The organism is Streptomyces sp. SKN60 (assembly GCF_026236535.1).
In the GTDB taxonomy this organism is placed as follows: domain Bacteria; phylum Actinomycetota; class Actinomycetes; order Streptomycetales; family Streptomycetaceae; genus Streptomyces.
Map to the genome: position 1 here is coordinate 94819 of NZ_JAHTMW010000022.1, position 26342 is coordinate 121160.

Below are 26342 nucleotides of genomic sequence, written 5' to 3' on the forward strand. Positions count from 1 at the left end.
GGTGGATCAGGCCTCCGGGATCTCGAACTTGGTGGTGCGCTGCATGCCGGCGGCGCGGCCCTTGCCGGAGATGACCAGGGCCATCTTGCGGGAGGCCTCGTCGATCATCTCGTCGCCGAGCATCGCGGAGCCCTTCTTGCCGCCGGCCTCGGAGGTGTAGTAGTCGTAGGCGTCGAGGATCAGCTCGGCGTGGTCGTAGTCCTCCTGCGACGGCGAGTAGATCTCGTTCGCGGCGGCGACCTGGTCCGGGTGCAGCACCCACTTGCCGTCGAAGCCCAGGGCGGCGGAGCGCTGGGCGACCGCGCGGTAGCCCTCGGGGTTGCGGATCTGCAGGTAGGGACCGTCGATCGCCTGCAGGTTGTTGGCGCGGGCGGCCATCAGGATGCTCATCAGGATGTGGTGGTAGGCGTCCGCCGGGTAGCCGGGCGGCTGCTCGCCGACGACGAGCGACTTCATGTTGATGGAGGCCATGAAGTCGGCCGGGCCGAAGATGATCGTCTCGACGCGCGGCGAGGCCTGCGCGATCGCGTTGACGTTGTTCAGGCCCTGGGCGTTCTCGATCTGCGCCTCGATGCCGATCTTGCCGACCTCGAAGCCCATGGTCTTCTCGATCTGGGTGAGCAGCAGGTCGAGCGCGACGATCTGCTCGGCGTTCTGCACCTTCGGCAGCATGATGCAGTCGAGGTTCTGGCCGGCGCCCTCGACGACGGTGACGACGTCACGGTACGTCCAGTGGGTCGTCCAGTCGTTGACGCGGACCACGCGGGTCTTGCCGGTCCAGTCGCCCTCGTTCAGGAACTTCACGATGGTGTGGCGGGCGTCCGGCTTGGCCAGCGGCGCGCACGCGTCCTCCAGGTCGAGGAAGACCTGGTCGGCGGCGAGGCCCTGGGCCTTCTCCAGGAAGCGCGGGTTGGAGCCGGGCACCGCGAGGCAGGAGCGGCGCGGGCGCAGCCGGTTCACAGGGGAAGCGGGCGTGCTGGTCATGCGGGGACCTCCGTACTTTCAAGGGGGCTGAGCTGGTTGGCTTTCCGGATCTCGTCGACGATACGACCGATGATCCCGGTGATACCGAAGTCCTTCGGGGTGAAGACCGCGGCCACGCCGGCGGCCTTGAGCTCCGCGGCGTCGGCGTTCGGGATGATGCCGCCGACGACGACCGGGATGTCGGCCGCCCCGGCGTCCTTCAGCCGGTCCAGGACGTCCGGCACGAGCTGGGCGTGCGAACCGGACAGGATCGACAGGCCGACCGCGTGCACGTCCTCCTCCAGGGCCGCGTCGACGATCTGCTCCGGCGTCAGCCGGATGCCCTGGTAGACCACCTCGAACCCGGCGTCGCGGGCCCGCACGGCGATCTGCTCGGCGCCGTTGGAGTGCCCGTCCAGGCCCGGCTTGCCGACCAGGAAGCGCAGCTTGCCGACGCCCATGTCGGCCGCCGTGCGGTCCACCTTGCGGCGCACCTCGGCGAGCGGGGAGCCCTCCTCGGCCGGCACGGCCACGGGGGCGGAGGAGACGCCGGTCGGGGCGCGGAACTCGCCGAACACCTCGCGCAGCGCCCCGGCCCACTCGCCGGTGGTGACCCCGGCGCGGGCGCACTCCAGGGTGGCCTCCATGAGGTTGCCGGTGCCCTTGGCGGCCTCCTTCAGGCGCTCCAGGGCCTTGCACGGCCGCGGGTGGTTGAACGGCGGCTGGTAGCGGGTGTCGCGCCAGGTGCCCAGGGCGCCCACGACGCGGGCCTCGACGGCCGGGTCGACCGTCTGGATCGCGGTGTCCAGGTCGGCGGTGAGCGGGTTGGGCTCGGTGGTCTCGAAGATGTTGACGCCGATGATCTTGTCCTCGCCGGACTCGATCCGGGCCCGCCGCTCGGCGTGCGAGGAGACAAGCTGCGCCTTGAGGTAGCCGGACTCGACGGCGGCCATCGCGCCGCCCATCTCCTGGATCCGCTCGATCTCGGCCAGGCACTCGGCGACCAGGGCGTCCACCTTGGCCTCGATGACGTGCGAGCCGGCGAAGATGTCCTCGTATTCCAGCAGGTCGGACTCGTGGGCGAGCACCTGCTGGATCCGGAGCGACCACTGCTGGTCCCAGGGGCGCGGCAGGCCCAGCGCCTCGTTCCAGGCCGGGAGCTGTACGGCGCGGGCGCGGGCGTCCTTGGAGAGCGTCACGGCCAGCATCTCCAGGACGATGCGCTGGACGTTGTTCTCCGGCTGGGCCTCGGTCAGGCCGAGCGAGTTGACCTGCACGCCGTAGCGGAAGCGGCGCTGCTTGGCGTCCTCGATGCCGTACCGCTCACGGGTGACGGTGTCCCAGATGCGGCCGAAGGCGCGCATCTTGCACATCTCCTCGATGAACCGGACGCCGGCGTTCACGAAGAACGAGATCCGGGCGACGACCTCGCCGAACCGCTCCTCGGGAACCTGCCCGGAGTCGCGGACGGCGTCGAGGACCGCGATCGCGGTGGACATGGCGTACGCGATCTCCTGGACCGGCGTGGCGCCGGCCTCCTGCAGGTGGTAGCTGCAGATGTTGATCGGGTTCCACTTCGGGATGTGGTTGACCGTGTACGCGATCATGTCCGTCGTGAGCCGGAGCGAGGGGCCGGGCGGGAAGACGTGCGTCCCGCGCGACAGGTACTCCTTCACGATGTCGTTCTGGGTGGTGCCCTGGAGCTTGGTGATGTCCGCACCCTGCTCCTCGGCGACCACCTGGTAGAGCGCCAGGAGCCACATGGCGGTGGCGTTGATGGTCATCGAGGTGTTCATCTGCTCCAGGGGGATGTCCTGGAACAGCCGCCGCATGTCGCCGACGTGCGAGACGGGCACGCCGACCCGGCCGACCTCGCCGCGGGCGAGGACGTGGTCGGGGTCGTAGCCGGTCTGCGTGGGCAGGTCGAACGCGACCGAGAGGCCGGTCTGGCCCTTGGCGAGATTACGCCGGTAGAGCTCGTTCGACGCCTCGGCGGTCGAGTGGCCGGCGTAGGTCCGCATGAGCCACGGCCGGTCCTTCTGGCGCTCTGTCATCTGTGGTCCCTGGTTCAGAGGTTGCGGAATCAGACGTTACGGAAGCGGTTGATGGCGTCGATGTGCTGCGCCCGCAGCTCGTGGTCGCGCACGCCCAGGCCCTCCTCGGGCGCGAGCGCGAGCACGCCGACCTTGCCCTGGTGCAGGTTGCGGTGCACGTCGTAGGCGGCCTGGCCGGTCTCCTCCAGGGAGTAGACCTTCGAGAGCGTCGGGTGGATCTTGCCCTTGGCGACCAGCCGGTTGGCCTCCCAGGCCTCGCGGTAGTTGGCGAAGTGCGAGCCGACGATCTTCTTCAGCGACATCCACAGGTAGCGGTTGTCGTACTCGTGGTTGTAGCCCGAGGTCGAGGCGCAGGTGACGATGGTGCCGCCCTTGCGGGTGACGTAGACGCTGGCGCCGAAGGTCTCGCGGCCCGGGTGCTCGAAGACGATGTCCACGTCCTCGCCGCCGGTCAGCTCGCGGATCTTGCCGCCGAAGCGCTTCCACTCGCGCGGGTCCTGGTTCTGCTCGTCCTTCCAGAACTTGTAGCCCTCGGCGTTGCGGTCGATGACCGCCTCCGCGCCCATGGAACGGCAGATCGCGGCCTTCTCCGGGGAGGAGACGACACAGATCGGGTTGGCGCCGCCTGCCAGCGCGAACTGGGTGGCGTACGAGCCGAGGCCGCCGCTCGCGCCCCAGATCAGCACGTTGTCGCCCTGCTTCATGCCGGCGCCGTTGCGGGAGACCAGCTGGCGGTACGCGGTGGAGTTCACCAGGCCCGGGGCCGCGGCCTCCTCCCAGCTGAGGTGGCCGGGCTTCGGCATCAGCTGGTTGGACTTCACCAGGGCGATCTCGGCCAGGCCGCCGAAGTTGGTCTCGAAGCCCCAGATGCGCTGCTCGGGGTCGAGCATCGTGTCGTTGTGGCCGTCGGAGGACTCCAGCTCGACGCTCAGACAGTGCGCGACGACCTCGTCGCCGGGCTTCCAGGCGTTGACGCCCGGGCCGGTGCGCAGCACGACGCCGGAGAGGTCGGAGCCGATGACGTGGTACGGCAGGTCGTGGCGCTTGGTGAGCTCGGACAGGCGCCCGTAGCGCTCCAGGAAGCCGAAGGTCGACATCGGCTCGAAGATCGAGGACCACACCGAGTTGTAGTTCACGGAGCTGGCCATGACGGCGACGAGCGCCTCGCCCGGGCCGAGCTCGGGGAGCGCCACGTCGTCCAGGTGGAGCGACTTGCGCGGGTCCTTGTCGCGGCTGGCGACCCCGGCGAACATCTCCTGCTCGTCCTTGTGGACGGTCACGGCGCGGTACGACTCGGGGAGCTTGATGCTGGCGAAGTCCGCCGACGTGGAGTCGGGCGACTGGATCGCGTCCAGGATGTCCTTCACGGGATGCCTCCGGCGGTGCGGCGTCCCGGGCGGGGGACGCGCTGAGGGTTTTCGTCGGGGTTGGTGCTGTGGAGGTGTGCCGTCGGTTCGGCGCGGTGGAGCGGTGGCGGCGCCGGTGTGGGGCGCGGGAGGTTGCCTGTGACGCAGGCGTCCGGGCGCACTTGCAGGATTGCTTGTGGGGACAGCCGGCGCACGAGGTGATCTCTGCGCGCCGGCCGCCCGGACACCCTCAACGTATGGCACGCCGTGTCACGTGACAAGGCACTGCGTGCCAACAATTTCACTCAGATGCAATCTGGTGGTCACGGATGAGCGATGATCGATCGAAAATGCCCCTGAACTGGGCGGATAAGGCATCGGGAGACCCGGATACGACGAGGGCCGCCCCCGGAATCCGGGAGCGGCCCTCGTCGTGACGTGATGGTCAGCTCTTCTTGAGCGCCTGCTGGATCGTCCGCATGACCTCGTCCAGCGGTGCGTCCGTCCGGGCGACGGCGACCACCACGTCGCCCGTCGTGGAGGCGGTGGCGGCGGCCGGCCGGACCGGCTCGTCCGCGGCCCTGGCGCTCTCGGCCGGCACGGTCCCGGGCCGGGCGCCTATGCCGCTGCCGAAGGTCTCCCGGACGATCGCGAAGGCGTGGTCGAGCTGCGCCTCCACGTCCCCCTGGCCGCCGGCCCGCAGCCAGCGCCGCAGCACGTGGTTGTGGGCCGTGACCACCGCCGACGCGGCCACCTCGGCGAGCAGCGGGTCGTCGTTGCCGTCGTGGTGGTCGCGCTCGTCGAAGTGCCCGAGCAGATAGCGGGTGAAGAGGCGCTCGTAGCGGGCCACCGAGGCGATCTCGCGCTCGCGCAGCGTCGGCACCTCACGGGTGAGCCGGTAGCGGGCCACGGAGACCGCGGGCGCGCCCGCGTACATCTTCATGACCTCCTTGATGCCCCGGCACACGGTGTCGAGCGGGTGCTCGTGCGGCGGTGCGGCGTTCAGGACCGCCTCGGCGCGCACCAGGGTGTCGTCGTGGTCGGGGAAGATCGCCTCTTCCTTGGAGCGGAAGTGCCGGAAGAAGGTCCGCCGGGCCACCCCGGCCGCCGCCGCGATCTCGTCGACGGTGGTCGCCTCGTACCCCTTGGTGGCGAACAGCTCCATGGCCGCGCTGGCGAGCTCCCGGCGCATTTTCAGCCGCTGTGCGGCGGCACGGGTCCCCGCCGCGCTCTCCGGGGCGTCGGGCGTGGACGTGGCACGGGGTGTCTTCGCGGCCTTGGACATGTCCCGAACGTACTGCATCGGAGCGGCAGTGCGCCCAGGTGGGGGAGGGGAGCCCGGCCCGGCACCGGCGGTGCCCGGCGGGCTGAGCAGCCCTCCCCATCCCCCGTACGGCCCGGAGCCCGGCTCAGCGGCGGGCATATTCGCGGAAGCCACGGCCCGTCTTGCGGCCGAGGCAGCCCGCGGCCACCAGGTGCTCCAGGAGCGGCGCCGGGGCCAGGCCCGGGTCGCGGAACTCGCGGTGCAGGACCTTCTCGATGGCGAGCGAGACGTCCAGGCCGACCACGTCGAGCAGCTCGAACGGACCCATCGGGTAGCCGCCGCCCAGCTTCATCGCGGCGTCGATGTCGTCCAGGGTGGCGTAGTGCTCCTGGACCATCTTGATCGCGTTGTTGAGGTACGGGAAGAGCAGCGCGTTGACGATGAAGCCGGCCCGGTCGCCGCAGTCCACGCCGTGCTTCCTGATCTTGGCGGTGACCTCGCGGACGGTGGCGTGGACGTCGTCGGCGGTCAGCACCGTACGGACGATCTCCACCAGCTTCATGGCGGGCGCCGGGTTGAAGAAGTGCATGCCGATGACGTCCTGAGGGCGGCTCGTCGCCTTGGCGCAGGCGACGACCGGCAGCGAGGAGGTCGTGGTGGCGAGCACCGCGCCCGGCTTGCAGATCTTGTCCAGACGGGCGAACAGGTCCTGCTTGACCGCCAGGTCCTCGGCGACCGCCTCGACGGCCAGGTCGACCTCGGCGAAGGCGTCGAGCGAACCGGCCGGGACGATCCGGGCCAGCGTCTCGTCGTGCGCCTCGCCGGTCATCCGGCCCTTGTCCACGGAGCGGCCGAGCGACTTGGCGATCCGGGCCTTGGCGGTGTCCGCCTTCTCCTGCGAGCGGGCGGCCAGGACGACCTGGTAGCCGGCCTTGGCGAAGACCTCGGCGATGCCGGAGGCCATGGTGCCCGAGCCGGCGACGCCGACCGAGCGGACCTCACGGCCGGCGCCGGCGGACGCCGAGTCCTGCGGGGTGAGCGCGTCGGCGACGACCTCGGCGGAGCCGGCGGACGCGTAGCTGTAGAAGCCGCGGCCGGACTTGCGGCCGGTCAGACCCGCCTCGCTGAGCTGCTTGAGGATCGGGGCCGGGGCGTGCAGCCGGTCCCGCGAGGAGGCGTACATCGCCTCCAGGACGGTACGGGCGGTGTCGATGCCGATCAGGTCGAGCAGCGCCAGCGGGCCCATCGGCAGACCGCAGCCGAGCCGCATCGCGGCGTCGATGTCCTCGCGGGAGGCGTACTTGGCCTCGTACATCGCGGCGGCCTGGTTGAGGTAGCCGAAGAGCAGCCCGTCGGCGACGAAGCCGGGGCGGTCGCCGACCGCGACCGGCTCCTTGCCGAGCTCCTGGGCGAGGCGGGTGACGGCGTCCACGTGCCGCGGGTCGGTGAGCACCGAGGAGACCACCTCGACCAGCTTCATCGCCTGGACCGGGGTGAAGAAGTGCAGGCCGAGCACGCGCTCCGGGTGCGCGGAGTCGGCGGCGAGGCGGGTGACCGAGAGGGCGTTGGTGCCGGTGGCGAGGATCGCGTCCGGCCGGACGATGCCGTCCAGGGCGCGGAAGACCTCCTGCTTGGTCTCGTACGCCTCGGGCACGACCTCGATGACGAGATCGGCCGCGGCGGCGGCCTGCAGGTCGGAGTAGGTGCGGAAGCGGGCGAGGACGTCCTGCCGCTCCTGCTCGGTGATGCGCTCGCGGGCCACCGCGCGGGCGGTGGAGGCCTCCAGGGCGGCGACGGCCTGGGCGGCCGCGGTCTCGTCGATGTCGATGCCGATGACCTCGCGGCCGGCCCGGGCGAGGACATCGGCGATGCCCGTGCCCATGGTGCCGAGACCGACGACGGCGATGGTGGAGAGAGGGGTGTCCATCAGGGGACTCCTGGGAGAAGAGTGACGACTGAAGGCAGCGCGCGAAGAAAGGAAGGCGCGGTGGGCCCGGAGGTCGAGGGAAAGACCAGCGGGGCGTGGGAAACGGGCGACGGACCCTGTCCCGGAGTCACGTCGAAAACTGCCGAACCGAACGAACGAACACAACGGCTGCGTCACCAGGCCGTCGTGCGGAGTGCGGGGGGTGGCCCGCTCACCTGAGATTAACTGCCCGGTAACGAGCACGCCAGTCCTGGCAAGTTGAGGAAAGTGTGATCTGGGTCGCGGATAGGCTGAGGAATATGAATTTCGCTGCGGACCCCGAATTCTGCTCGATGATCGATCGTTTGCGGGAAGAGATCGAGAATGACGGAGGGGAGGTTCCCGCGGCATTCGAACAACTCGCCGGACCGCTCGGTACGGAGGAACTGCACGCCGCCCTCACCGCACCCGGGCAGCCGCTCTGGGCCCGCGAGATCGCCGCCTTCCGGCTCGGCCTGGCCGGCGACCCCCGCGCCTTCGAGGCCCTGGTCCTCCTCCTCAACCACCGCGACCCCGAGCGCTGCGTCTCCGCCGCCCACGCCCTCACCCGGCTCGGCGACCCGCGCACCGCCCGCGCCGCCGCCGCGCTCGCCACCAACGAACTCCGTGTCGCCTACGCCCTGCTGCCGGTCCGCCTGCTCGCCGCCCTGCGCGCCCCGGAGAGCGCGCCCGCCCTCGTCACGGTCCTGCGCCGCCGCCTCACGCCCGGCGACCCGCACTGGCGCGTCGGCCTCGCCTGCGTCGAGGGGCTCGGGGTCCTGGGGGACCTCGGCGGCCCGGCCGCCCGGGAGGTCCTGACCGCGGCGCTCCCGCACCCGAGGCTGGGGGAGGCGGCCCGGGAGGCGTTGCGGCGGCTGTGCCCCTAGGTCCTGTCCGGAAAGTCCCGCCTGGCTCGCGGCGCCTGGCACGCACTCCCCCGTAGCCCTTCGGGCACGGGAGGTGCCCCCACCGCGTTGTCGTCGGTCGCCATGGCAAGCCATGTCTCCCTCCTCCGCCTTGCGATCGCACGCACCAGACACCGCGAGCCCTGCCCTGCGGGCAGACTGGGGGTACCTCCCGGCGAAGCCAGGGGGAGCTACTTTCCGGACAGGCCCTAGGGCCCGCGGGCTAGGCGCTGTGCCGGCCCTCAGGCATGCCCCGCTCCTCCGGTATCAGCGCGAACGCCTCTATCTCCACGAGGAGTTCGGGCCGTACCAGCGCGCCCACCTGGACCGCCGAGCCGGCCGGCAGCGGAAGCCCGTCGAACGCGGCGTCGCGGGCCGCGCGGAGCGCGGGCATGTGCGCCATGTCCGTGACGAAGTAGGTCAGCTTCACCACGTCCTCGAAACCCGCTCCGGCCGCGGCCAGGCAGCGGCCGACGTTGGCGAAGACCTGCCGGGCCTGCGCGACCGGATCCCCGGCGCCGACGATCGCGCCCCCGGCGTCCAGGGCGAGCTGGCCGGACACGGCCACGAACCGGCCGGTCCCCCATACGACATGGCTGTACTGCGGACTGGGCGCGAGCCCCTCGGGGGCGGACACATGGGTCAGATGCGTACTCATGGCTCACATCCTGACCCATGCCACTGACAGTCGGGTCCCCTCTGGTCGATCTGTGGACAACTCTCGGGTCAGCGGACGTGGCCCAGCAGTCCGTGCAGGGTGATGCCCGCCTCGGGGGCCGCGCCGCGGGTCTCGGCGGGCTTGGCGGGCTCCGGCTCCGGGAGCGTCTCGCAGACCGCGTCCGCCTCCGCGCCGGCGTTCGCGGCGCGCGGCACCTTGCCGGTGGAGAGGTAGGCGGTGAGGTGCTCGTCCATGCAGTCGTTGCCGGCCAGCGTCACTCCGTGGTTGCCGCCGCCCTCCTCGACGACCAGGCTGGAGCCCCGCACCATCCGGTGCAGCGCGACCCCGCCCTCGTACGGCGTGGCGGCGTCGTCGGTGGCCTGGAGGATCAGCGTCGGCGGCACCTGGTCGTTGTGCACGTCCGGCGGGGACAGCGGCTCGACCGGCCAGAAGGCGCACGGCGCGTTGTACCAGGCGTTGTTCCAGGTGGAGAACGGCGCCTTGGCGTGGGTCTCCCAGTTGTCCTTGCGCCACACGCTCCAGTCGCGCGGCCAGGCCGCGTCCCGGCACTGCACGCTCGCGTAGACCGAGTAGCCGTTCTCGGCCGACGCGTCCGCCGCCGCGTAGTCCTCGTACGCCTTCACCAGCGGTGCGCTGTCGTGGTCGTTGACGTGGGCGGCGAAGGCGGTCGCGAGCCGCGGCCAGTAGCCGTTGTAGTAGCCGCCCGGCAGATACGTGTCCTCCAGCTCGCCCGGCCCGACCTTGCCGCCCGCGGGCGTGGTCGCCAGCTCGTCGCGCATCCGGTACCAGGCCGCCTCGACCGCCGTCGGGTCGGTGCCGAGCCGGTAGGTCGCGTCGTTGCGCGCCACCCAGGCGGCGAAGTCCTTGTGCCGGGTGTCGAAGGCGTAGTCCTGCGAGAGGTTGTCCTCGTACCAGACCCCGTGCGGATTGACCACGGAGTCCAGGGCCATCCGCCGGACCCGCTCGGGGTAGAGCCGCGCGTACACGGCGCCGAGGTAGGTGCCGTAGGAGTAGCCGAGGTAGTTGAGCCTCGGCGCGCCGACGGCGGCGCGGATGGAGTCCATGTCGCGGGCGGTGGAGACGGTGTCGATGTACGGCAGCACGTCGGCGTACTTGTCGCCGCAGGCCTTCGCGAACGCCTGGGCCCGCTCGACACCGGCCCGTTCGCCCTCGGCGCCGTGCGGCACGGAGTCCGGGCGCACCGGATCGAAGTGGCCGGGGCGGCAGTTCAGGGCGGGCTCGCTCTTGCCGACGCCGCGCGGGTCGAAGCCGATGACGTCGTACTGCGCGGCCAGCTTCGGCGGCAGCGAGGCCGCGACGTAGCCGGCCATCCCGCGGCCGCTGCCGCCCGGTCCGCCGGGGTTGACGAGCAGCGGGCCCTGGAAGGTCTTCGCGGTGTGCGCGACCCGGGTGAGGGCGAGCGAGATGCTCCGGCCGGCCGGGTCGTCGTGGTTGAGCGGCACCCGGAGGGTGGCGCACTGGAGCTTCGGGTACGCCCTGGTCGGGCAGTCGGTCCAGGTGAGCGGTGCCACGGGGCGGGTGGTCGGTCCGGGCTCGCTCGCGGCGGTGGCGGGCGCGGGCAGGACGGTGACCGTCCCGGCGACCAGCGCCCCAGCGGCGATCAGTTTTCCTGCGCGGGGTCTCATACGGCCTCCGTGCCCCGTGGCGGGCGCGAAAGGACCGTTTCGGCGGAGAGTTGACCCGTTCGGCGGACGTGACACGCCGTCAGGGAACTCGCTTTACGGAGACCGCCGTCTTCAGAGGAGGCTGAGCTGCTCGGCCGCCGGCACGCGCGCGTGGTGGTCGGGTACGGGGCCGTCCGCGCGTCGCCGTTCCGGGCGGGGCGTCGCGCGCCCGCCCGGACCCATGCCGAACTCGGCCGCGAGCTCGTGCACCTGACGGGTGATCCGGCGCTGGTACCAGGTGGGCGCGTAGGCGCCGCCCGCGTACATCCGCTCGTAACGGGCGACCAGTTCGGGGTGGTGGCGGCCCAGCCAGGTGAGGAACCACTCGCGGGCGCCCGGCCGCAGGTGAAGCACGAGCGGTGTGACCGAGGTCGCGCCGGCCTCGGCGACCGCGCGGACCGTGGCGCGCAGCTGTTCCGGCCGGTCGCCGAGGAACGGGATGACCGGGGCCATCAGGACCCCGCACCCGATGCCGTGCGCGGCGAGGGTGCGGACGACGTCCAGGCGCCGCTCGGGGGCCGGGGTGCCGGGCTCGACGGTGCGCCACAGCTCCCGGTCGGTGAAGCCGACGGAGACGGACACGCCGACCTCGGTCACCTCGGCGGCCTGCCGCAGCAGCTCCAGGTCGCGCAGGATCAGCGTGCCCTTGGTGAGGATCGAGAACGGGTTGGCCCGGTCCCGCAGCGCCTCCAGGATCCCCGGCATCAGCCGGTAGCGGCCCTCCGCGCGCTGGTAGCAGTCGACATTGGTGCCCATGGCGATGTGCGCGCCCTGCCAGCGCGGCGAGGCGAGGTGGGCGCGCAGCAGTTCCGGGGCGTTCACCTTCACCACGATCTGGGAGTCGAAGCCGATGCCGGTGTCCAGGTCCAGATAGCTGTGGGTCTTGCGGGCGAAGCAGTACACGCACGCGTGCGTGCAGCCGCGGTACGGGTTGACCGTCCACTCGAAGGGCATGCGGGAGGCGCCGGGCACCCGGTTGACGATCGACCGGGCCCGCACCTCGTGGAAGGTGATCCCCTGGAACTCGGGCGTGTCGAAGGTGCGGGTGGTGACCGCGTCCCGGCCGAACAGCGCGAGGTCGGCGGGCGCGGCGGGAGCGAGGGCACCCGTGTGATTCGTGGGGTCGCCGGCGGTGTCGGCCAGATGGTCCCAGCGCATGGACGCCTCCTCGGTCGGCGGTGGTGAGTGCCAGAATAGAACACGTGTTCCCTTGATCGCCGCAACCCCGATTTTGGGCCCCGGCGCCCAGGTGATTGGCTTGACCCACATCCCCGTGAGCACCACGAGAACAGCTGGAGGAAGTGCCATGGCGCAGGTCGAGGCCACGACGGAGCGGATCGTCGCCGCCGACGCGGAGACGGTGTTCGACGCGCTCGCCGACTACACCGGCACGCGCGGGAAGCTGCTCCCCGAGCACTTCAGCGAGTACGAGGTGCGCGAGGGCGGCGACGGCGAGGGCACCCTCGTCCACTGGAAGCTCCAGGCCACCAGCAAGCGCGTCCGCGACTGCCTCCTGGAGGTCAGCGAGCCCACCGACGGGCAGCTGGTCGAGAAGGACCGCAACTCCTCCATGGTCACCACCTGGACCGTCACCCCGGCCGGCGAAGGCAGGTCCAAGGCCGTGGTCACCACCGTCTGGAACGGCGCCGGCGGCATCGGCGGCTTCTTCGAGCGCACCTTCGCGCCCAAGGGCCTCGCCCGGATCTACGACGCCGTGCTCGCCAACCTGGCCACCGAGGTCGAGAAGTAGTCCCGAGCGTGACTCCCCGGGGCGGGAAGTAGCCTCGGGAAACCGGAACTCTGAAGTAACGCCCCGAATCGTCACCGATTCGAGTGGTTCCCCCGCGACCCCCGCAAGAGTGCCCGGCGCACCCGGGGGTCGCGCACCACCCGGTAAACGCGCTGATGAGCGCCCCAAGTGCGCCGCCCCGCAGGGACGTTCAACCACACCGGCCCCACCCGTCCCCCGTACCGCCCGACTTGCTCCCGCTTCGCGCGCAATGCGAAGAATGACGCGCGCAGACGGCGTGGCGAGGGGAGTGACAGGTGGGTGCCATCACGAGCGTGAAGGACGCCGAAGCGACCGGGGGCGCGGTGCCGCCCCTCGTGGGCGAGCCGCCCCCGGACCTGGTCGCGGAACCGGCCGCCGAGGGTCCCGAAGACGGTCCCGGCCCCGAAGGCAGTCCCGACGCCGGGCCCGATGCCGGGTCGGCCCTGGACCCCCGGCGGGTCCGGCTGGTCTTCGTCGGCCTCATGCTCGCGCTGCTCCTCGCCGCGCTGGAGCAGATGATCGTCGCCACCGCCCTGCCGAAGATCGTCGGTGAACTCCAGGGCCTGGACCGGATGTCCTGGGCGATCACCGCGTATCTGCTCACCGCCACCATCGGCCTGCCGGTCTACGGCAAACTCGGCGACCTCCTCGGCCGCAAGGGCGTCTTCCTCTTCGCGATCGTCGTGTTCGTCATCGGCTCCGGGCTCGCCGGCTGGTCACGCACCATGGACCAGCTCATCGCCTTCCGCGCCCTCCAGGGCGTCGGCGCCGGCGGCCTGATGATCGGCGTCCAGGCGATCATCGCCGACATCGTGCCCGCCCGGGAACGCGGCCGCTACATGGGCCTCATCGGGGCCGCCTTCGGCCTCGCCTCGGTCGCCGGACCGCTGCTCGGCGGCTTCTTCACCGACCATGTCTCCTGGCGCTGGTGCTTCTACTTCAACGTGCCGTTCGGGCTCGTCACACTGGTCGTCGTCGCGCTCGTCCTCAAGCTCCCCAAGCCGACCGCCCGAGCCCGCTTCGACGTCCTCGGCACCCTGCTGCTCGCCGCGGCCTCCACCTGCCTGGTGCTGCTGACCAGTTGGGGCGGCACCGAGTACGCCTGGGGCTCGCGCGTGATCCTCGGTCTGGGCGCCGGCGCCACGGCGGCCGCCGTCCTGTTCCTCGTCGTCGAGCACTTCGCGGCCGAACCCCTCATCCCGCTGCGGCTGTTCCGCGACTCCGTCTTCACCGTCACCAGCCTGGTCGGCGCGGTCGTCGGCATCGCCCTCTTCGGCGCCGCCAGCTATCTGCCCACCTTCCTGCAGATGGTCGAGGGCGCCAGCGCCACCGAGTCCGGCCTGCTGATGCTCCCGCTGATGGGCGGCATCGTCGTCGCGTCCGTCGTCTCCGGCCAGCTCATCAGCCGCACCGGCCGCTACAAGGCGTACCCGGTGGCGGGCGCCGCCGTCGCCACCCTCGGCATGTGGCTGCTGTCCCGGATGGACACCGACACCCCGCGTCTCCAGCACAGTCTGTGGCAGGCGGTCCTCGGCACCGGCATCGGTCTGATCATGCCGGTCCTGGTGCTCGCCGTGCAGAACTCGGTGCGGCCCGCCGACCTCGGCACCGCGACCAGCGCCCACAACTACTTCCGGCAGATCGGCGGCAGCGTCGGCGCCGCCGTCTTCGGCACGCTGTTCGCCGCCCGGCTCGACGACGCGCTCGCCGAGCGGCTGCCCCGGGACGGTGCCGCCGCCGCGCTGCCGCCGGCGGACTCGGTCACCCCGCAGACCGTCCACGCCCTGCCGCCCGCCCTCCGGGACGCCTTCGTCCAGGCGTACGCCGACGCGATGCCCCGGATCTTCCTCTACCTCGTGCCGGTCCTCGCGCTCGGCCTCGTCCTCGCCTTCTTCCTCAAGGAGAAACCGCTGGTGTCCCACCACACCCCCACCACCGAGGCCCCCGCCACCACCCCGATCCCGTCCGCCCGGACGGCGCCCGCACCCGGGGTGCCGGTCTGCGGCCATGTGCAGCACCCGGACGGCGGCAGCGTGCCGCGCGCGGCCCTCACCCTCATCGACGTCGCGGGGACGCAGATCGGCCGGGGCGCGAGCGGCGACGACGGCCGGTACGCGCTGAGCGTGCCGGGCTCCGGCTCGTACGTCCTGATCGCCGCCGCCGGCGGGCACCAGCCGCAGGCGGTCTCCGTGACCGTCGGCGAGCGCCCGGTCGAACTCGACGTGGTGCTCGGCGGCGCGGGCCGCCTCGCCGGTAGCGTGGTCACCGCCGACGGGACCCCGGTCGGGGACGCGGCCGTCACCCTCACCGACGTACGCGGCGAGGTCGTCGCCTCCACCCGCAGCGGCCGCGAGGGCGGCTACGTCATCGGCGAACTCGTCGCCGGCGAGTACACCCTCGCCGCCAGTGCCCCCGCCTTCCGCCCGGCCGCCCTCCCGGTCACCGTCCAGTCCTCCCGCGAGACCCGCCAGGACATCGAACTCGCCGGCGGCGCGGTCCTCCGCGGCACCGTCCGCGCCGGCGCCGGCCGCCCCGTCGAGGACGCCCGCGTCACCCTCCTCGACGCCGCCGGCAACGTCGTCGACACCCTCACCACCGGCCCCGACGGCACCTTCCGCTTCGTCGACCTCTCCTCCGGCGAATACACCGTCATCGCCGCCGGCTACCCCCCGATCGCCACGGTCCTCCAGGTCGCCCGCGGCGGCCGCACGGAACGCGACCTGCAACTGGGCCACGAGGACTGAGGGGGCGGGGCCCCTGGCCCCCGCCCCCTCAGTCGGACGCGCCTGACGCCGCCCCGGGCCCGGCCTCTGGCCGGACGCGCCTCAGCCCGCCCGGCCGGCCTTGGGCCGGTAAACGGGGGCGCCGCGCAAGGGCGCGCCCGCGCCGTGCGCGGAGCCCCCGGCCCCGCTCAGGTTCAGTCCTCGGCCGCCTCCGGCGACGCCGTCGCCTTGCGCAGGGCGCTGATGCAGGCGCCGATCGCGTCCTGGAGGGCCTCCAGGCGCTGGAGCATGTCGGCCTCGACGACGTCTTCCTCCAGGACCTCGTCGAGGGTCAGCTCCTCGAAGACCTTCGTGGCCTTCTGGAGGCTGTTGTAGAACTTGGTGCGGCGTTCCTGGACGCGCAGTTCCGGGTTGTCCTCGACGGCCTTGACGACCATCGTGCGCACCGTCTCGTACGCCTCGCCGGCCCACTCGCCGGCCTCCTCCGAGTCGTCGAGCTCGTCGATGAGGGACAGGTGGCGCTCGGCCTCGGCGCGGAGTTCCGGAGGGGCGGCGACGGTCTGGCCGGCCGGGGTTCTGATCTGGCCGCCCTCGGCGATCTGGCGGACGTACTCGATGCGGTCGGCGGCCTTCGCCTCCTGGGCCACCGCCTTCTTCAGGTCGCCGGTGCGGGCGATGGCGCGGGCCATCTCCGTCTGCAGCGCCGGGTCCTCCTTCATCCGGTCGAGCAGCGCGCCGCGCGCCGCCTCCGCGGTGCCGGGGTCGGCGAGGATCGCGGCGCGCAGGGCCGTGGGGTTCTCCGCGACCTCCAGCGCCTTCGTCGGCTTGATGCCCTCCGCCTCCGCCGCCGCGCTGATCGCGTGGCCGCGCACGGAGGTCGCGCTGTTGCGGGAGGAGTAGTACGACAGCCAGACGTCCGCCTCGGGCAGCTCGACGTCCTCGCCGGGCACCAGCGCCTCGAACTGCGGCACCAGGCCGTCGTCCGCGGCCATGTCCCAGGCCTTGTAGTAGCGCATCACGCGCTCGGGCGAGCACCCGGCGAGCTCGGCGAAGGCCTTCGCCGACACCTTGTCCGAACCCTCGGCCGCCTGGCCGCCGGGCCGCACGCTACGAGCCACCTTGAGCGCGAAGGCCCAGCCGCCGGTCCGTGCGTACACCCCGAAGTCACGGGCGTCGCGGACCACGGCCTCGGCCACGGCCTGCGCGGCGGGCTCGACCCACTCACCGGTGTCGACGGCCATGTCGACGGCCATGTCGACGGTCGCCTCGGCGGGCGCCTGCGCGGGCACCTCGACAGGCGACTCGACGGTCGTTCCGACGGTCGTTCCGACGGACGTTTCGGCGGACGTTTCGGCGGGGGTTTCGGACGGGGCGAGCGACGTGGTCACCGAGAGGTCTCCTGCGGATCGGGAGGGAAAATCTGCGCCCGACAGCCTATACGCACGAGATGAAAGGATTCGCCCGAATCACTGGCACGCGCCGCCGCCCGAACCGCCGCCACCGGTCCACGCCTTCGACACTTATCCACAGGGGTGGTGGGGCCCGCCGCCCGACGCGTACGGTGCCAGACATGAAGATCCTGATCAGCGCTGACATGGAAGGCGCAACGGGCGTGACCTGGCCCGCCGACGTGCTGCCCGGCACCCCGCAGTGGGAGCGGTGCCGGTCCATGTTCACGTCCGACGTGAACGCGGCGGTGCTCGGTTTCTTCGACGGCGGCGCCGACGAGGTGCTGATCAACGAGGCGCACTGGTCGATGCGCAATCTGCTCCTGGAGCGGCTCGACGAGCGCGCCGAGATGCTCACCGGCCGCCACAAGTCGCTCTCCATGGTCGAGGGCGTGCAGCACGGCGACGTGGACGGCATCGCCTTCGTCGGCTATCACACGGGCGCCGGCGCCGAGGGCGTCCTCGCGCACACCTATCTCGCCAACTCCATCACCGGCGTCTGGCTCAACGGTGTCCGCGCGAGCGAGGGCCTGCTCAACGCGCGTGTGGTGGCCGAGTTCGGCGTCCCCGTCGTGCTCGTCACCGGCGACGACCTGACCTGCGAGGACGCTCTCGGGTACGCGCCGGAGGCGCACAAGGTCGCGGTCAAGGACTACGTGTCGCGGTACGCGGCGGTGTGCCGCACCCCGGCCCGCACCGCCGCCGAGATCCGCGCCGCCGCCAAGGCGGCCGCCTCGCTCGCGGTCCGGCACGAGCCGGTCGGCGGCGGGCCGTTCACGGTGGAGCTGGAATTCGACGCCGAGCACCTGGCCGCCGCCGCCACGGTGGTGCCGGGCGCCGAGCGGAGTGGCGAGCGCCGCACCGCCTACACCAGCGAGACGATGTACGAGGCAATTCGCACGTTCAAGGCGGTCACGACGATCGTGTCGGCCGCCGTGGAGGAGCAGTATGGCTGAGCAGCAACCCGGTCCGGACGCGACGGCCCTCGACGAGGTCGTCACCTTCACGTCCGAGCTGATCCGGATCGACACCACCAACCGCGGCGGCGGCGACTGCCGCGAGCGCCCCGCCGCCGAGTACGTGGCGGAGCGTCTCACCGACGCGGGCCTCGAGGCCACGCTCCTGGAGCGCACCCCGGGCCGCACCAATGTCGTCGCCCGGATCCCCGGCACCGACCCGACGGCCGACGCGCTGCTCGTCCACGGCCACCTGGACGTCGTGCCCGCCGAGGCCGCCGACTGGACCGTGCACCCCTTCTCCGGCGAGGTCCGCGACGGCGTCGTGTGGGGGCGCGGCGCCGTCGACATGAAGAACATGGACGCGATGGTGCTCTCCGTCGTGCGCTCCTGGGCCCGCCAGGGCGTGCGGCCGCGCCGGGACATCGTCATCGCCTACACCGCAGACGAGGAGGCGAGCGCCGAGGACGGCTCGGCGTTCCTCGCCGAGCGGCACGCCCCGCTCTTCGAGGGCTGCACCGAGGGCATCAGCGAGTCCGGCGCGTTCAGCTTCCACCCGGACCCGCGGACCCGGCTCTACCCGATCGCCGCCGGCGAGCGCGGCACCGCCTGGCTCAAGCTCACCGCGCACGGCCGGGCCGGCCACGGCTCGAAGATCAACAAGGACAACGCGGTCACCCGGCTCGCCGCCGCCGTCGCCCGGATCGGCGCCCACGAGTGGCCGGTGCGGATCACGAAGACCGTGCGGGCCGCACTCGTCGAACTCGCCGCGCTCCACGGCATCGAGGCCGACGTGGACGCCCCCGGCTTCGACGTCGAAACGCTCCTGGAGAAGCTCGGCCCGGCCGCCGCCCTCGTCGCCCCCACCCTGCGCAACAGCAGCAACCCGACGATGCTGGACGCCGGTTACAAGGTGAACGTGATCCCCGGCCAGGCCGTCGCCTACGTCGACGGACGGATGCTGCCCGGCGGCGAGGACGAGTTCGTGGAGACCATGGACCGGCTCACCGGACCCGACGTGGAGTGGGAGTTCCACCACCGCGAGGTGCCCCTGGAAGCCCCCGTCGACTCGCCGACCTTCGCCAAACTGCGCGCCGCGGTCGAGCGCTTCGACCCCGAGGGACACACCGTGCCCTTCTCCATGACCGGCGGCACCGACGCCAAGCAGTTCTCCCGCCTCGGCATCACCGGCTACGGCTTCTCGCCTCTGAAGCTGCCCCCGGACCTCGACTACGGGGCACTGTTCCACGGCGTCGACGAACGCGTCCCGGTCGACGCCCTGCACTTCGGCGTCCGTGTCCTCGACCACTACCTGCGCTCGGCCTGAAAGCCCGCACACCCGACCACGACCAGGGGGGAATCCTGATGGCACCCACGGCCGCCTACGGCAGCTGGCCGTCACCCATCGGCGCCGCGCTCGCCGCGGCACACGACGGACGGCCCGACTCCGTCGGATTCGTCGGTGACGAAGTGTGGTGGACCGCGCCGCGGCCCACCGAGGGCGGGCGGCGCGCCCTGGTGCGCCGCCGCCCGGACGGCACCGAGGAGTCGGTGCTCCCCGCACCCTGGAACGTGCGCAGCCGGGTCCTCGAATACGGCGGACAGGCCTGGGCCGGCACCGTACGGCCGGACGGCACCCCGTTCGTCGTCTTCTGCCACCACCCCGACCAGCGGCTGTACGTGTACGAGCCGGACGCCCCGGGCGGCCCGGCGCCCCGGCCGCTCACCCCGACCTCCCAGGTCGGCGGCGGGCTGCGCTGGGCCGACCCGGTGCTGCTGCCCGAGCGCGGCGAGGTCTGGTGCGTCCTGGAGGAGTTCACCGGACCCGCGCCCACCGACGTGCGCCGGGTGATCGCCGCCGTTCCGCTCGACGGCTCCGCCGCCGAGGACCGCGGCCGCGTCCGCGAACTCACCGACGACACCCACCGCTTCGTCACCGGACCGCAGCTCTCCCCGGACGGCCGGCAGGCCGCCTGGATCGCCTGGGACCACCCCCGGATGCCCTGGGACGGCACCGAGGTCCAGCTCGCCGACATCACCGCCGACGGCACCCTCGGCACCCCGCACACCGTCGCCGGCGGACCCGAGGAGTCCGTGCCCCAGGTCGGCTGGACCGCCGACGGACAGCTCCTCCACGTCAGCGACCGCACCGGCTGGTGGAACCTCTACCGCACCCCCACGCCCGGCACCGGCACCGCACCGGTCGCGCTCTGCCCGCGCCCCGAGGAGTTCGCCGGCCCGCTGTGGCAGGTCGGCCTCGGCTGGTTCCGGCCGCTGGACAGCGGCCTCGTCGCCGTCGTCCACGGCCGCGGCGCCACCACCCTCGGCATACTGGACCCGGAGAGCGGCGAACTCGTCGACGTCACCGGACCCTGGACCGCCTGGTCCGCCACCCTCGCCGTGCACGGCACCCGGGTGGTCGGCGTCGCCGCCGGACCGCGCAGCTCGTACGAGGTCGTCGAGCTCGACACCCGCACCGGCCGCACCCGCGTCATCGGCTCCCCGCACCAGGACCCGGTCGACCCCGCCTACTACCCCGAGCCGCAGATCCGCACCTTCACCGGGCCCGACGACCGCGAGATCCACGCCCACGTCTACCCGCCGCACAACCCCGACCGGCCCGCCCCCGCCGACGAGCTCCCGCCCTACGTCGTCTCCGCGCACGGCGGCCCCACCGGCCACGCCCCGCTCGTCCTCGACCTGGAGATCGCCTACTTCACCTCCCGGGGCATCGGCGTCGCCGTGGTCAACTACGGCGGCTCCACCGGCTACGGCCGGGAGTACCGCGAACGCCTCCGCGAGCAGTGGGGCGTCGTCGACGTCGAGGACTGCGCCGCCGTGGCCCGGGCCCTCGCCGAGGAGGGCACCGCCGACCCCGACCGCCTCGCGATCCGCGGCGGCAGCGCCGGCGGCTGGACCACCGCCGCCTCCCTCGCCCACACCGACGTCTACGCCTGCGGCACCATCATCTACCCCGTCCTCGACCCCACCGCCTTCACCACCGGCGAGACCCACGACTTCGAATCGCAGTACATGCACTCCCTCATCGGCCGGCCCGACGAGGTGCCCGCCCGCTACCGGGACCGCTCCCCGCTGGAGCACGCCGAGAAGATCTCCGCGCCCTTCCTGCTGCTCCAGGGTCTGGAAGACCCGGTCTGCCCGCCCGCACAGGCCGAGCGCTTCCTCGCCCGGATGGCCGGCCGGGGCATCCCGCACGGCTACCTCGCCTTCGCCGGCGAGAGCCACGGCTTCCGCCTCGCCGAGACGATGATCCGCGCCCTGGAGGCCGAACTCGCCCTGTACGCCCGTGCCTTCGGCATCGCCCGGGACGACCTCGCCGAGCTGGAGCTGCGCTCGTGACGCCCGGACCCGTTCCCGCGCTCGTCCGCCCGCCGAGGCTCCGCCCCGGCGCCCGGGTCGCCGTGGTCGCCCCCAGCGGCCCCGTACCGGAGGAGCGGCTGCGCGCCGGGCTCGACATCCTGCGCGGCTGGGACCTCGACCCGGTCGTCGCCCCGCACGTCCTCGACACCCACCCCACCCTCGGCCACCTCGCCGGCACCGACGCCGACCGGGCCCGCGACCTCACCGAGGCCTGGTGCGACCCCGCGATCTCCGCGGTGCTCTGCGCCCGCGGCGGCTACGGGGCACAGCGGATGGTGGACCTGCTCGACTGGGACGCGATGCGGGCCGCCGGCCCCAGGATCCTCGTCGGCTACAGCGATGTCACCGTCCTCCACGAGGCCTTCGCCACCCGGCTCGGCCTCGCCACCCTGCACGGTCCGATGGTCGCCACCGAGGTCTTCCTGAAGGACGCCCGCAGCCAGGAATCGCTGCGGGCCACCCTCTTCGAGCCCGAATCGGTGCGCGCCCTCGCCCTGGAGACGGCCGGCACCCTGGTGCCGGGCCGCGCGCACGGCGTCACCCTCGGCGGCTGCGCCAGCCTGCTCGCCGCCGACCTCGGCACACCGCACGCCCGGGGCTCCGCCCGCGGTGGGCTGCTGCTCCTGGAGGACGTCGGGGAGGAGCCGTACCGCCTCGACCGGATGCTCACCCAGCTGCTGCGTTCGGGGTGGCTGGACGGGGTGGCGGGGATCGCCCTCGGCTCGTGGGCGGAGTGCGGGCCGTACGAGGAGGTGCGCGCGGTCCTCGCCGACCGGCTCGGCGGGCTCGGCGTCCCGGTCGTGGAGGAACTCGGCTTCGGCCACGCCGCCACCGCGCTCACCGTCCCGCTCGGCATACCCGGCGTGCTCGACGCCGACGCGGGCACGCTCACCCTCGACATACCCGCCCTGAGCTGAGCTGAGCTGAGCGGGGCGGGGCCCGGCCCGGACGGGGGACCGGGGCTACTCGGGCGCCGTCCTCCGCCGGTGCTCGGCGGCCGTTTTCCGGCTGGTCTCCAGGTGCCGCAGCGCCAGTTCCTCGACCCGCTCCGCGTCCCGCGCCTCGATCCCCCGGTACAGCTCCTCGTGCTCCTCGGCGACGACCGAGAACGCGTCGTGCTGCCCGAGCAGCCAGCGCATCCGGCTGCGCAGGGTCCCCTCCAGCTCGGTGAGCAGCGCGTTGTCCGCGAGTTCGGTGACCGTCTCGTGGAAGTCCGCGGCCGCCCGCCGGGCCGTGGCGCCGTCGCCGCGGGCCGCCGCGGACTGCTCGGCGTCGAGGTCCGCGCGCAGTTTGGCGAGGCCCGCGCGGGTACGACGCTGGGCGGCGAGCCGGAACGCCAGGATCTCCAGGGCCGAGCGGACCTCGATCAGGTCGGAGACGTCGGAGGCGCTGAACTCGCGCACCACGGCCCAGGTACGGGGCCGGGGCGTCACCAGCCCCTCGGCCACCAGGTCCCGCAACGCGTCCCGGACCGGCAGCCGGCTCACGTTGAGCTCGGCGGCGATCTCGCGCTCCACCAGCCTGCTGCCGGGCGCCCGGGTTCCGTCGATGATCTGGTCGCGCAGGGTGCGCGTGATCCGATCCGACTCGGGCCTGAACTCCTCGGCAGCTGTCATGCCGTCATTCTTCCACCGGGGGAGAGCGGGGGAGGGCGGGGCAGTCCGGGCCGGCGGCCTGCCCTCCCCCCCCAGGCCCGTACGGGTCAGAGCGCCGCGTACCCCGGGCGGACGATCTCCTCGATCAGCCGCTGCCGCTCGGGCAGCGACAGGAACGCGGCCTCCAGGGCGGCGACCGTGAACTCCTCGAAGACCTCCGGGCCGTAGCCGAAGGCGTCCGCCATGTGCTGGAACTCCTCGCTCATGGTGGTGCCGGAGACCAGCCGGTTGTCGGTGTTCAGGGTGATGCGGAACCCGAGCCGGCGCAGCTCGTCGATCGGGTGCGAGGCGTAGTCCTTCGCCGCGCCCGTCTGGAGGTTGGACGTCGGGCAGACCTCGAGCGCGATCCGGTTGTCCCGGACGTACGAGGCGAGCCGGCCCAGCGTGCCGTCCTCGGCGATGTCGTCGGTGATCCGCACCCCGTGCCCGATCCGCTCGGTGCCGCAGACCTGCACGGCCTCGTGGATCGACTCCGCGCCGACGGCCTCGCCCGCGTGGATGGTGAAGTGGCAGTTCTCCCGCTTGAGGTGCTGGAAGGCGGGCAGGTGGCGGGCCGGCGGGTTGCCGATCTCGCCGCCGGCGATGTCGAAGCCCGCGACGCCGTTGTCCCGGTGCGCCACCGTGAGCTGCGCGATCTCCAGGGAACGGTCGGTGTGGCGCATGCCGGTGAGCAGGGTGCGGACGGTGATCCGGCCGCCGGCCCGGCGCTCGCCCTCGCGGAAGCCGTCGTTCACGGCCTCGACCACCTCGTCGAGGGTGAGCCCGCCGTTCAGGTGCTGCTCGGGGGCGTACCGGATCTCGGCGTAGACGACCCCGTCGGCGGCCAGGTCCTCGGCGCACTCGGCCGCGATCCGCTCCAGCGCCTCGCGGGTCTGCATCACCGCGCAGGTGTGGGCGAAGGTCTCCAGATACCGCTCCAGGGACCCCGAGTCGGCGGCGTCCCGGAACCAGACCGCCAGCTCGGTCGGGTCCTCGGTGGGCAGCCCGGTGTAGCCGCAGGCCCGCGCCAGTTCGACGATCGTCGCGGGGCGCAGCCCGCCGTCGAGGTGATCGTGCAGGACGGCCTTGGGGGCGCGGCGGATCCACTCGGCCACGGGGGTGGTGACGGAGGGGGCGGCAGAGTTGTCAGACAAGTGCATGGCGGGGAAGTGTACGCCACCCGGGGAGCGGGGTGATGTGACGCCGGTACGGCCCCGGCCCGCCGGCTCAGTTCGACTGGAGCACCGGCAGCGCGGGCGCGCCCGTCGGCAGCATGTGCTTGGCGGCCAGGACCGGGGTCTCCGCGACCCGTACCACCTGCGTGACGAGCACGGCCGGGGTGTCGGCCGACCGGCCCAGCTGCTCGCCGCGGCGCCGCCCGAGCAGGGTCGCGGTGACCGCACTGTGCGCCGCGAGCGGCACGCCCCGCGAGGCTGCGGACAGCACGGCCAGCATCGAGGTGCGTTCGGCGCCGGAGGCCGGTGCCCGCAGGGCCTCGGCGAAGGCGGGGTGGGCGCGTTCCAGGACCCCGTCGGCGGCGGCCCACTCATGGCTCAGGACCGCCGGCCCGGCCTCGCCGACCAGTACCGACTCCCAGAAACGGAGCTCGGCGCCGGCCGGGGCCAGCAGGTGCTGGGTGGTGAAGTCGGTCGGCTCCTCGACCGTACGGAGCAGCCCCCGCACCCGTAGCGGCGCGGCCCCGCCGAGCAGCTCCTCAAGCGCCCTGACCTGCTCGAAACCGCGCCGGGGCGGATGCGCGTTGACCGTGCGCCCGACCCCGCGGCGCACCGTGAGCAGCCCGTCCTCCTGGAGCAGCAGCAGCGCCTCGCGCAGGGCGGGGCGGCTCACGCCGAGCGCGCACGCGAGCTTGGGCTCCGAGGGCAGCGTGGAGCCGGGCGGGTAGGTGCCGTCGTGGATGGCGTCCGCGATCCGTTCGTAGAGCGCGACCACGGGGCGTCGCTGCGGTCCGCCGGCTGCCACGGATCGGTCCTCCTTCACACGCGGTTCAGGTCTGGGATGTCTACCGTAACCGCCCACCCTTGTCTGACAAGTCACTCGGACGGCTCTTCCTCGCGCGGCCGAAACGGACGAAACGGCCCATCCTGGGGGGACGCACGACGGAGGAGAGGGCCGACGATGAGTCCCAAGGAGACATCGAGCACGGGCAGGGCCCGGGCGGGCGGATTCCTCACCCCCGGCCGGATCGCGATCGGGGTCGTGGCGATCCTGCTGCTCGTGTTCATCTTCGAGAACACGAGAGAGGTGCGGATCAGGCTGCTGATCCCCGAGGTGACCATGCCGCTGTACGTCGCGCTGCTCGTGACGGCGCTGCTCGGCGCGGTCTGCGGCTACTACGCGGCGGCCCGGAGGCGCAAATGAGACGGTCCACCCTGGTCGGCGCGGGCGCGGTCCTGGCGCTCGCGGCCGTGGCCGTCAGCTCGGCCGAACCGGTCGCGGAGCCGGAGGACGCCGGGCATCCGCCCGTCCGCCAGCCCACCCCGGACCTGCTGGGGCGCAGCCTGTGGCGGGTCTTCACGGCGCTCGCGCCGCGCACCCGGCTCGACGTCATCGACGTCGGCGGCGGCGACCGCCGCGTCCTCTGGCCCCCGAACTGGTGGGTCTGCACCCAGCACCCCGCCCCCGGCGCCGAGCGCGCCCCGCGCGGCCGGGTCGTGGTCGGCGTGGTGAAGAAGGGCGAAGCCTGCCCGCCCCGAGTGACAGCCGCCCGCCGCTGACACCCCGGCGCCCAGCGCCCGCGCGCGCCCCTCGCCGGCCGCCCGGCTCGTGCCGTCGTGCCAGGCTCGGCGCGGCCGGGGCCGCCCGCCCCGGCCTCCGTCGCCCGCCTGGCAGCCCGGCGCCCCGACCGGCCCACCAGCGCCCGGCCCTCAAGACCACCCCCGCACCCTCCCGCCGGTAGCCTGGTGTCATGTCTGGCGATCTTGGTCGGTATCTCGTCACCGGGTCCCGTGTCGGCCTGCGGCCCTTCACGGCGGAGGACGCCGAGGAGTTCACCGCGCGGGCGAGGGAGAGCCGGGAGCTGCATGTGCCCTGGCTGTATCCGCCGCAGACCGTCGACACGTACGCGACCTACAGCCGGCCGCTGATGGAGGACCCGGCCCGGGAGGGCTTTCTCGTGTGCGAGCGGGACGGTGGCGGGATCGCCGGCTTCGTCAACATCAACAACATCGTCCGCGGCGCCTTCCTCTCCGGCGCCCTCGGCTACGGCGCCTTCGCGCACGCGGCCGGGCGTGGACTGCTCACGGAGGGACTCGGCCTGGTCCTCGGGCACGCCTTCGGGCCGCTCGGGCTGCACCGGCTGGAGGCCAACATCCAGCCGGGCAACACCGCCTCCCGAGCCCTGGTCCGGCGGGCCGGCTTCCGCCTGGAGGGGTTCTCGCCCGCGATGCTGTTCATCGGCGGGGCCTGGCGGGACCACGAGCGCTGGGCGATCACCGCCGACCGGCCCGCCCCGGCCGGGACCTAGGGCCTGTCCGGAAAGTCCCGCCTGGCTCGCGGCGCCTGGCACGCACTCCCCCGTAGCCCTTCGGGCACGGGAGGTGCCCCCACCGCGTTGTCGTCGGTCGCCAT

At 72.8% G+C, this 26342-nt stretch carries 22 protein-coding genes; 10 read left to right on the top strand and 12 right to left on the bottom strand.

Annotated features, from left to right (window positions below):
- Positions 1-6: 6 nt before the first annotated feature.
- The 5 genes from KV205_RS29950 to KV205_RS29970 form a co-directional block, all read right to left on the bottom strand.
- Positions 7-984, bottom strand: coding sequence for a CoA ester lyase (locus KV205_RS29950; protein ID WP_265867875.1), 978 nt, complete (start codon positions 982-984; stop codon positions 7-9).
- The gene (locus KV205_RS29955; protein ID WP_265867901.1) at positions 981-3035 is read right to left on the bottom strand and encodes a protein meaA; all 2055 of its coding nucleotides are present in this window, start codon (positions 3033-3035) and stop codon (positions 981-983) included. The genes KV205_RS29950 and KV205_RS29955 overlap by 4 nt, the downstream gene beginning before the upstream one ends.
- 11 nt (positions 3036-3046) lie before the next feature.
- Complete coding sequence (ccrA, locus tag KV205_RS29960; protein WP_265867876.1) at positions 3047-4384, bottom strand: crotonyl-CoA carboxylase/reductase; 1338 nt, start codon at positions 4382-4384, stop codon at positions 3047-3049.
- 424 nt (positions 4385-4808) lie between these two features.
- Positions 4809-5648, bottom strand: coding sequence for a TetR family transcriptional regulator (locus KV205_RS29965; RefSeq protein WP_265867877.1), 840 nt, complete (start codon positions 5646-5648; stop codon positions 4809-4811).
- Between the two features lie 124 nt (positions 5649-5772).
- Complete coding sequence (locus KV205_RS29970; protein ID WP_265867878.1) at positions 5773-7554, bottom strand: 3-hydroxyacyl-CoA dehydrogenase family protein; 1782 nt, start codon at positions 7552-7554, stop codon at positions 5773-5775.
- Positions 7555-7853: 299 nt separating this feature from the next.
- Between KV205_RS29970 and KV205_RS29975 the strand changes: the two genes are divergently transcribed.
- Positions 7854-8459: a HEAT repeat domain-containing protein gene (locus KV205_RS29975; protein ID WP_265867879.1), complete on the top strand. Its 606-nt coding sequence runs from the start codon at positions 7854-7856 to the stop codon at positions 8457-8459.
- Between the two features lie 241 nt (positions 8460-8700).
- Here KV205_RS29975 and KV205_RS29980 read toward each other — a convergent pair whose 3' ends face one another.
- The 3 genes from KV205_RS29980 to KV205_RS29990 form a co-directional block, all read right to left on the bottom strand.
- Complete coding sequence (locus KV205_RS29980) at positions 8701-9135, bottom strand: RidA family protein (protein WP_265867880.1); 435 nt, start codon at positions 9133-9135, stop codon at positions 8701-8703.
- A gap of 68 nt (positions 9136-9203) precedes the next feature.
- On the bottom strand, positions 9204-10802 hold the full coding sequence (locus KV205_RS29985) for an alpha/beta fold hydrolase (protein WP_265867882.1): 1599 nt from the start codon (positions 10800-10802) through the stop codon (positions 9204-9206).
- A gap of 111 nt (positions 10803-10913) precedes the next feature.
- Positions 10914-11999: an Rv2578c family radical SAM protein gene (locus tag KV205_RS29990; protein ID WP_265867883.1), complete on the bottom strand. Its 1086-nt coding sequence runs from the start codon at positions 11997-11999 to the stop codon at positions 10914-10916.
- A gap of 148 nt (positions 12000-12147) precedes the next feature.
- Here KV205_RS29990 and KV205_RS29995 point away from each other — a divergent pair, with 148 nt between their 5' ends.
- Together KV205_RS29995 and KV205_RS30000 are read left to right on the top strand one after the other, a co-directional pair.
- Entirely contained in the window at positions 12148-12591 is a 444-nt protein-coding gene (locus tag KV205_RS29995; RefSeq protein WP_265867884.1) for an SRPBCC family protein, read from the top strand.
- Positions 12592-12887: 296 nt separating this feature from the next.
- Complete coding sequence (locus KV205_RS30000) at positions 12888-15356, top strand: MFS transporter (protein ID WP_374214742.1); 2469 nt, start codon at positions 12888-12890, stop codon at positions 15354-15356.
- A 173-nt stretch (positions 15357-15529) separates the two neighbouring features.
- Here KV205_RS30000 and KV205_RS30005 read toward each other — a convergent pair whose 3' ends face one another.
- Positions 15530-16576: a hypothetical protein gene (locus tag KV205_RS30005; protein WP_265867903.1), complete on the bottom strand. Its 1047-nt coding sequence runs from the start codon at positions 16574-16576 to the stop codon at positions 15530-15532.
- Positions 16577-16905: 329 nt separating this feature from the next.
- Between KV205_RS30005 and KV205_RS30010 the strand changes: the two genes are divergently transcribed.
- The 4 genes from KV205_RS30010 to KV205_RS30025 are packed head-to-tail and all read left to right on the top strand — an operon-like array spanning position 16906 to position 22037.
- Positions 16906-17739: a M55 family metallopeptidase gene (locus KV205_RS30010; protein ID WP_265867885.1), complete on the top strand. Its 834-nt coding sequence runs from the start codon at positions 16906-16908 to the stop codon at positions 17737-17739.
- On the top strand, positions 17732-19066 hold the full coding sequence (locus KV205_RS30015) for a M20/M25/M40 family metallo-hydrolase (RefSeq protein WP_265867886.1): 1335 nt from the start codon (positions 17732-17734) through the stop codon (positions 19064-19066). Before KV205_RS30010 ends, KV205_RS30015 begins: the two co-directional genes overlap by 8 nt.
- Positions 19067-19104: 38 nt before the next feature.
- Positions 19105-21099, top strand: coding sequence for a prolyl oligopeptidase family serine peptidase (locus tag KV205_RS30020; protein WP_265867887.1), 1995 nt, complete (start codon positions 19105-19107; stop codon positions 21097-21099).
- Positions 21096-22037: an LD-carboxypeptidase gene (locus KV205_RS30025; RefSeq protein ID WP_265867888.1), complete on the top strand. Its 942-nt coding sequence runs from the start codon at positions 21096-21098 to the stop codon at positions 22035-22037. Before KV205_RS30020 ends, KV205_RS30025 begins: the two co-directional genes overlap by 4 nt.
- Positions 22038-22082: 45 nt before the next feature.
- Here KV205_RS30025 and KV205_RS30030 read toward each other — a convergent pair whose 3' ends face one another.
- The 3 genes from KV205_RS30030 to KV205_RS30040 form a co-directional block, all read right to left on the bottom strand.
- Positions 22083-22736, bottom strand: a complete 654-nt coding sequence (locus KV205_RS30030; protein ID WP_265867889.1) for a GntR family transcriptional regulator — start codon at positions 22734-22736, stop codon at positions 22083-22085.
- 86 nt (positions 22737-22822) lie between these two features.
- Positions 22823-23914 (bottom strand): adenosine deaminase, encoded by a 1092-nt coding sequence (locus KV205_RS30035; protein ID WP_265867890.1) that lies wholly within the window; start codon positions 23912-23914, stop codon positions 22823-22825.
- A gap of 67 nt (positions 23915-23981) precedes the next feature.
- Positions 23982-24734 carry a GntR family transcriptional regulator gene (locus KV205_RS30040; RefSeq protein WP_265867891.1) on the bottom strand — a complete coding sequence of 251 codons (753 nt, stop codon included), beginning with the start codon at positions 24732-24734 and terminating at the stop codon, positions 23982-23984.
- 156 nt (positions 24735-24890) lie between these two features.
- Here KV205_RS30040 and KV205_RS30045 point away from each other — a divergent pair, with 156 nt between their 5' ends.
- The 3 genes from KV205_RS30045 (at position 24891) to KV205_RS30055 (ending at position 26238) form a co-directional block, all read left to right on the top strand.
- Positions 24891-25133 (top strand): LapA family protein, encoded by a 243-nt coding sequence (locus tag KV205_RS30045; RefSeq protein ID WP_265867892.1) that lies wholly within the window; start codon positions 24891-24893, stop codon positions 25131-25133.
- Positions 25130-25489 (top strand): hypothetical protein, encoded by a 360-nt coding sequence (locus KV205_RS30050; RefSeq protein WP_265867893.1) that lies wholly within the window; start codon positions 25130-25132, stop codon positions 25487-25489. The genes KV205_RS30045 and KV205_RS30050 overlap by 4 nt, the downstream gene beginning before the upstream one ends.
- 191 nt (positions 25490-25680) lie before the next feature.
- The gene (locus KV205_RS30055) at positions 25681-26238 is read left to right on the top strand and encodes a GNAT family N-acetyltransferase (RefSeq protein ID WP_265867894.1); all 558 of its coding nucleotides are present in this window, start codon (positions 25681-25683) and stop codon (positions 26236-26238) included.
- Positions 26239-26342: the final 104 nt, after the last annotated feature.

What these genes read in the sequence shown, in the direction of transcription:
- KV205_RS29950 (WP_265867875.1), bottom strand. Translation starts at nt 984, where the DNA reads ATGACCAGCACGCCCGCTTCCCCTGTGAACCGGCTGCGCCCGCGCCGC.
- KV205_RS29965 (WP_265867877.1), bottom strand. Translation starts at nt 5,648, where the DNA reads ATGTCCAAGGCCGCGAAGACACCCCGTGCCACGTCCACGCCCGACGCC.
- KV205_RS29970 (WP_265867878.1), bottom strand. Translation starts at nt 7,554, where the DNA reads ATGGACACCCCTCTCTCCACCATCGCCGTCGTCGGTCTCGGCACCATG.
- KV205_RS29975 (WP_265867879.1), top strand. Translation starts at nt 7,854, where the DNA reads ATGAATTTCGCTGCGGACCCCGAATTCTGCTCGATGATCGATCGTTTG.
- KV205_RS29980 (WP_265867880.1), bottom strand. Translation starts at nt 9,135, where the DNA reads ATGAGTACGCATCTGACCCATGTGTCCGCCCCCGAGGGGCTCGCGCCC.
- KV205_RS29985 (WP_265867882.1), bottom strand. Translation starts at nt 10,802, where the DNA reads ATGAGACCCCGCGCAGGAAAACTGATCGCCGCTGGGGCGCTGGTCGCC.
- KV205_RS29990 (WP_265867883.1), bottom strand. Translation starts at nt 11,999, where the DNA reads ATGCGCTGGGACCATCTGGCCGACACCGCCGGCGACCCCACGAATCAC.
- KV205_RS29995 (WP_265867884.1), top strand. Translation starts at nt 12,148, where the DNA reads ATGGCGCAGGTCGAGGCCACGACGGAGCGGATCGTCGCCGCCGACGCG.
- KV205_RS30005 (WP_265867903.1), bottom strand. Translation starts at nt 16,576, where the DNA reads ATGGCCGTCGACACCGGTGAGTGGGTCGAGCCCGCCGCGCAGGCCGTG.
- KV205_RS30010 (WP_265867885.1), top strand. Translation starts at nt 16,906, where the DNA reads ATGAAGATCCTGATCAGCGCTGACATGGAAGGCGCAACGGGCGTGACC.
- KV205_RS30015 (WP_265867886.1), top strand. Translation starts at nt 17,732, where the DNA reads ATGGCTGAGCAGCAACCCGGTCCGGACGCGACGGCCCTCGACGAGGTC.
- KV205_RS30020 (WP_265867887.1), top strand. Translation starts at nt 19,105, where the DNA reads ATGGCACCCACGGCCGCCTACGGCAGCTGGCCGTCACCCATCGGCGCC.
- KV205_RS30030 (WP_265867889.1), bottom strand. Translation starts at nt 22,736, where the DNA reads ATGACAGCTGCCGAGGAGTTCAGGCCCGAGTCGGATCGGATCACGCGC.
- KV205_RS30035 (WP_265867890.1), bottom strand. Translation starts at nt 23,914, where the DNA reads ATGCACTTGTCTGACAACTCTGCCGCCCCCTCCGTCACCACCCCCGTG.
- KV205_RS30045 (WP_265867892.1), top strand. Translation starts at nt 24,891, where the DNA reads ATGAGTCCCAAGGAGACATCGAGCACGGGCAGGGCCCGGGCGGGCGGA.
- KV205_RS30050 (WP_265867893.1), top strand. Translation starts at nt 25,130, where the DNA reads ATGAGACGGTCCACCCTGGTCGGCGCGGGCGCGGTCCTGGCGCTCGCG.
- KV205_RS30055 (WP_265867894.1), top strand. Translation starts at nt 25,681, where the DNA reads ATGTCTGGCGATCTTGGTCGGTATCTCGTCACCGGGTCCCGTGTCGGC.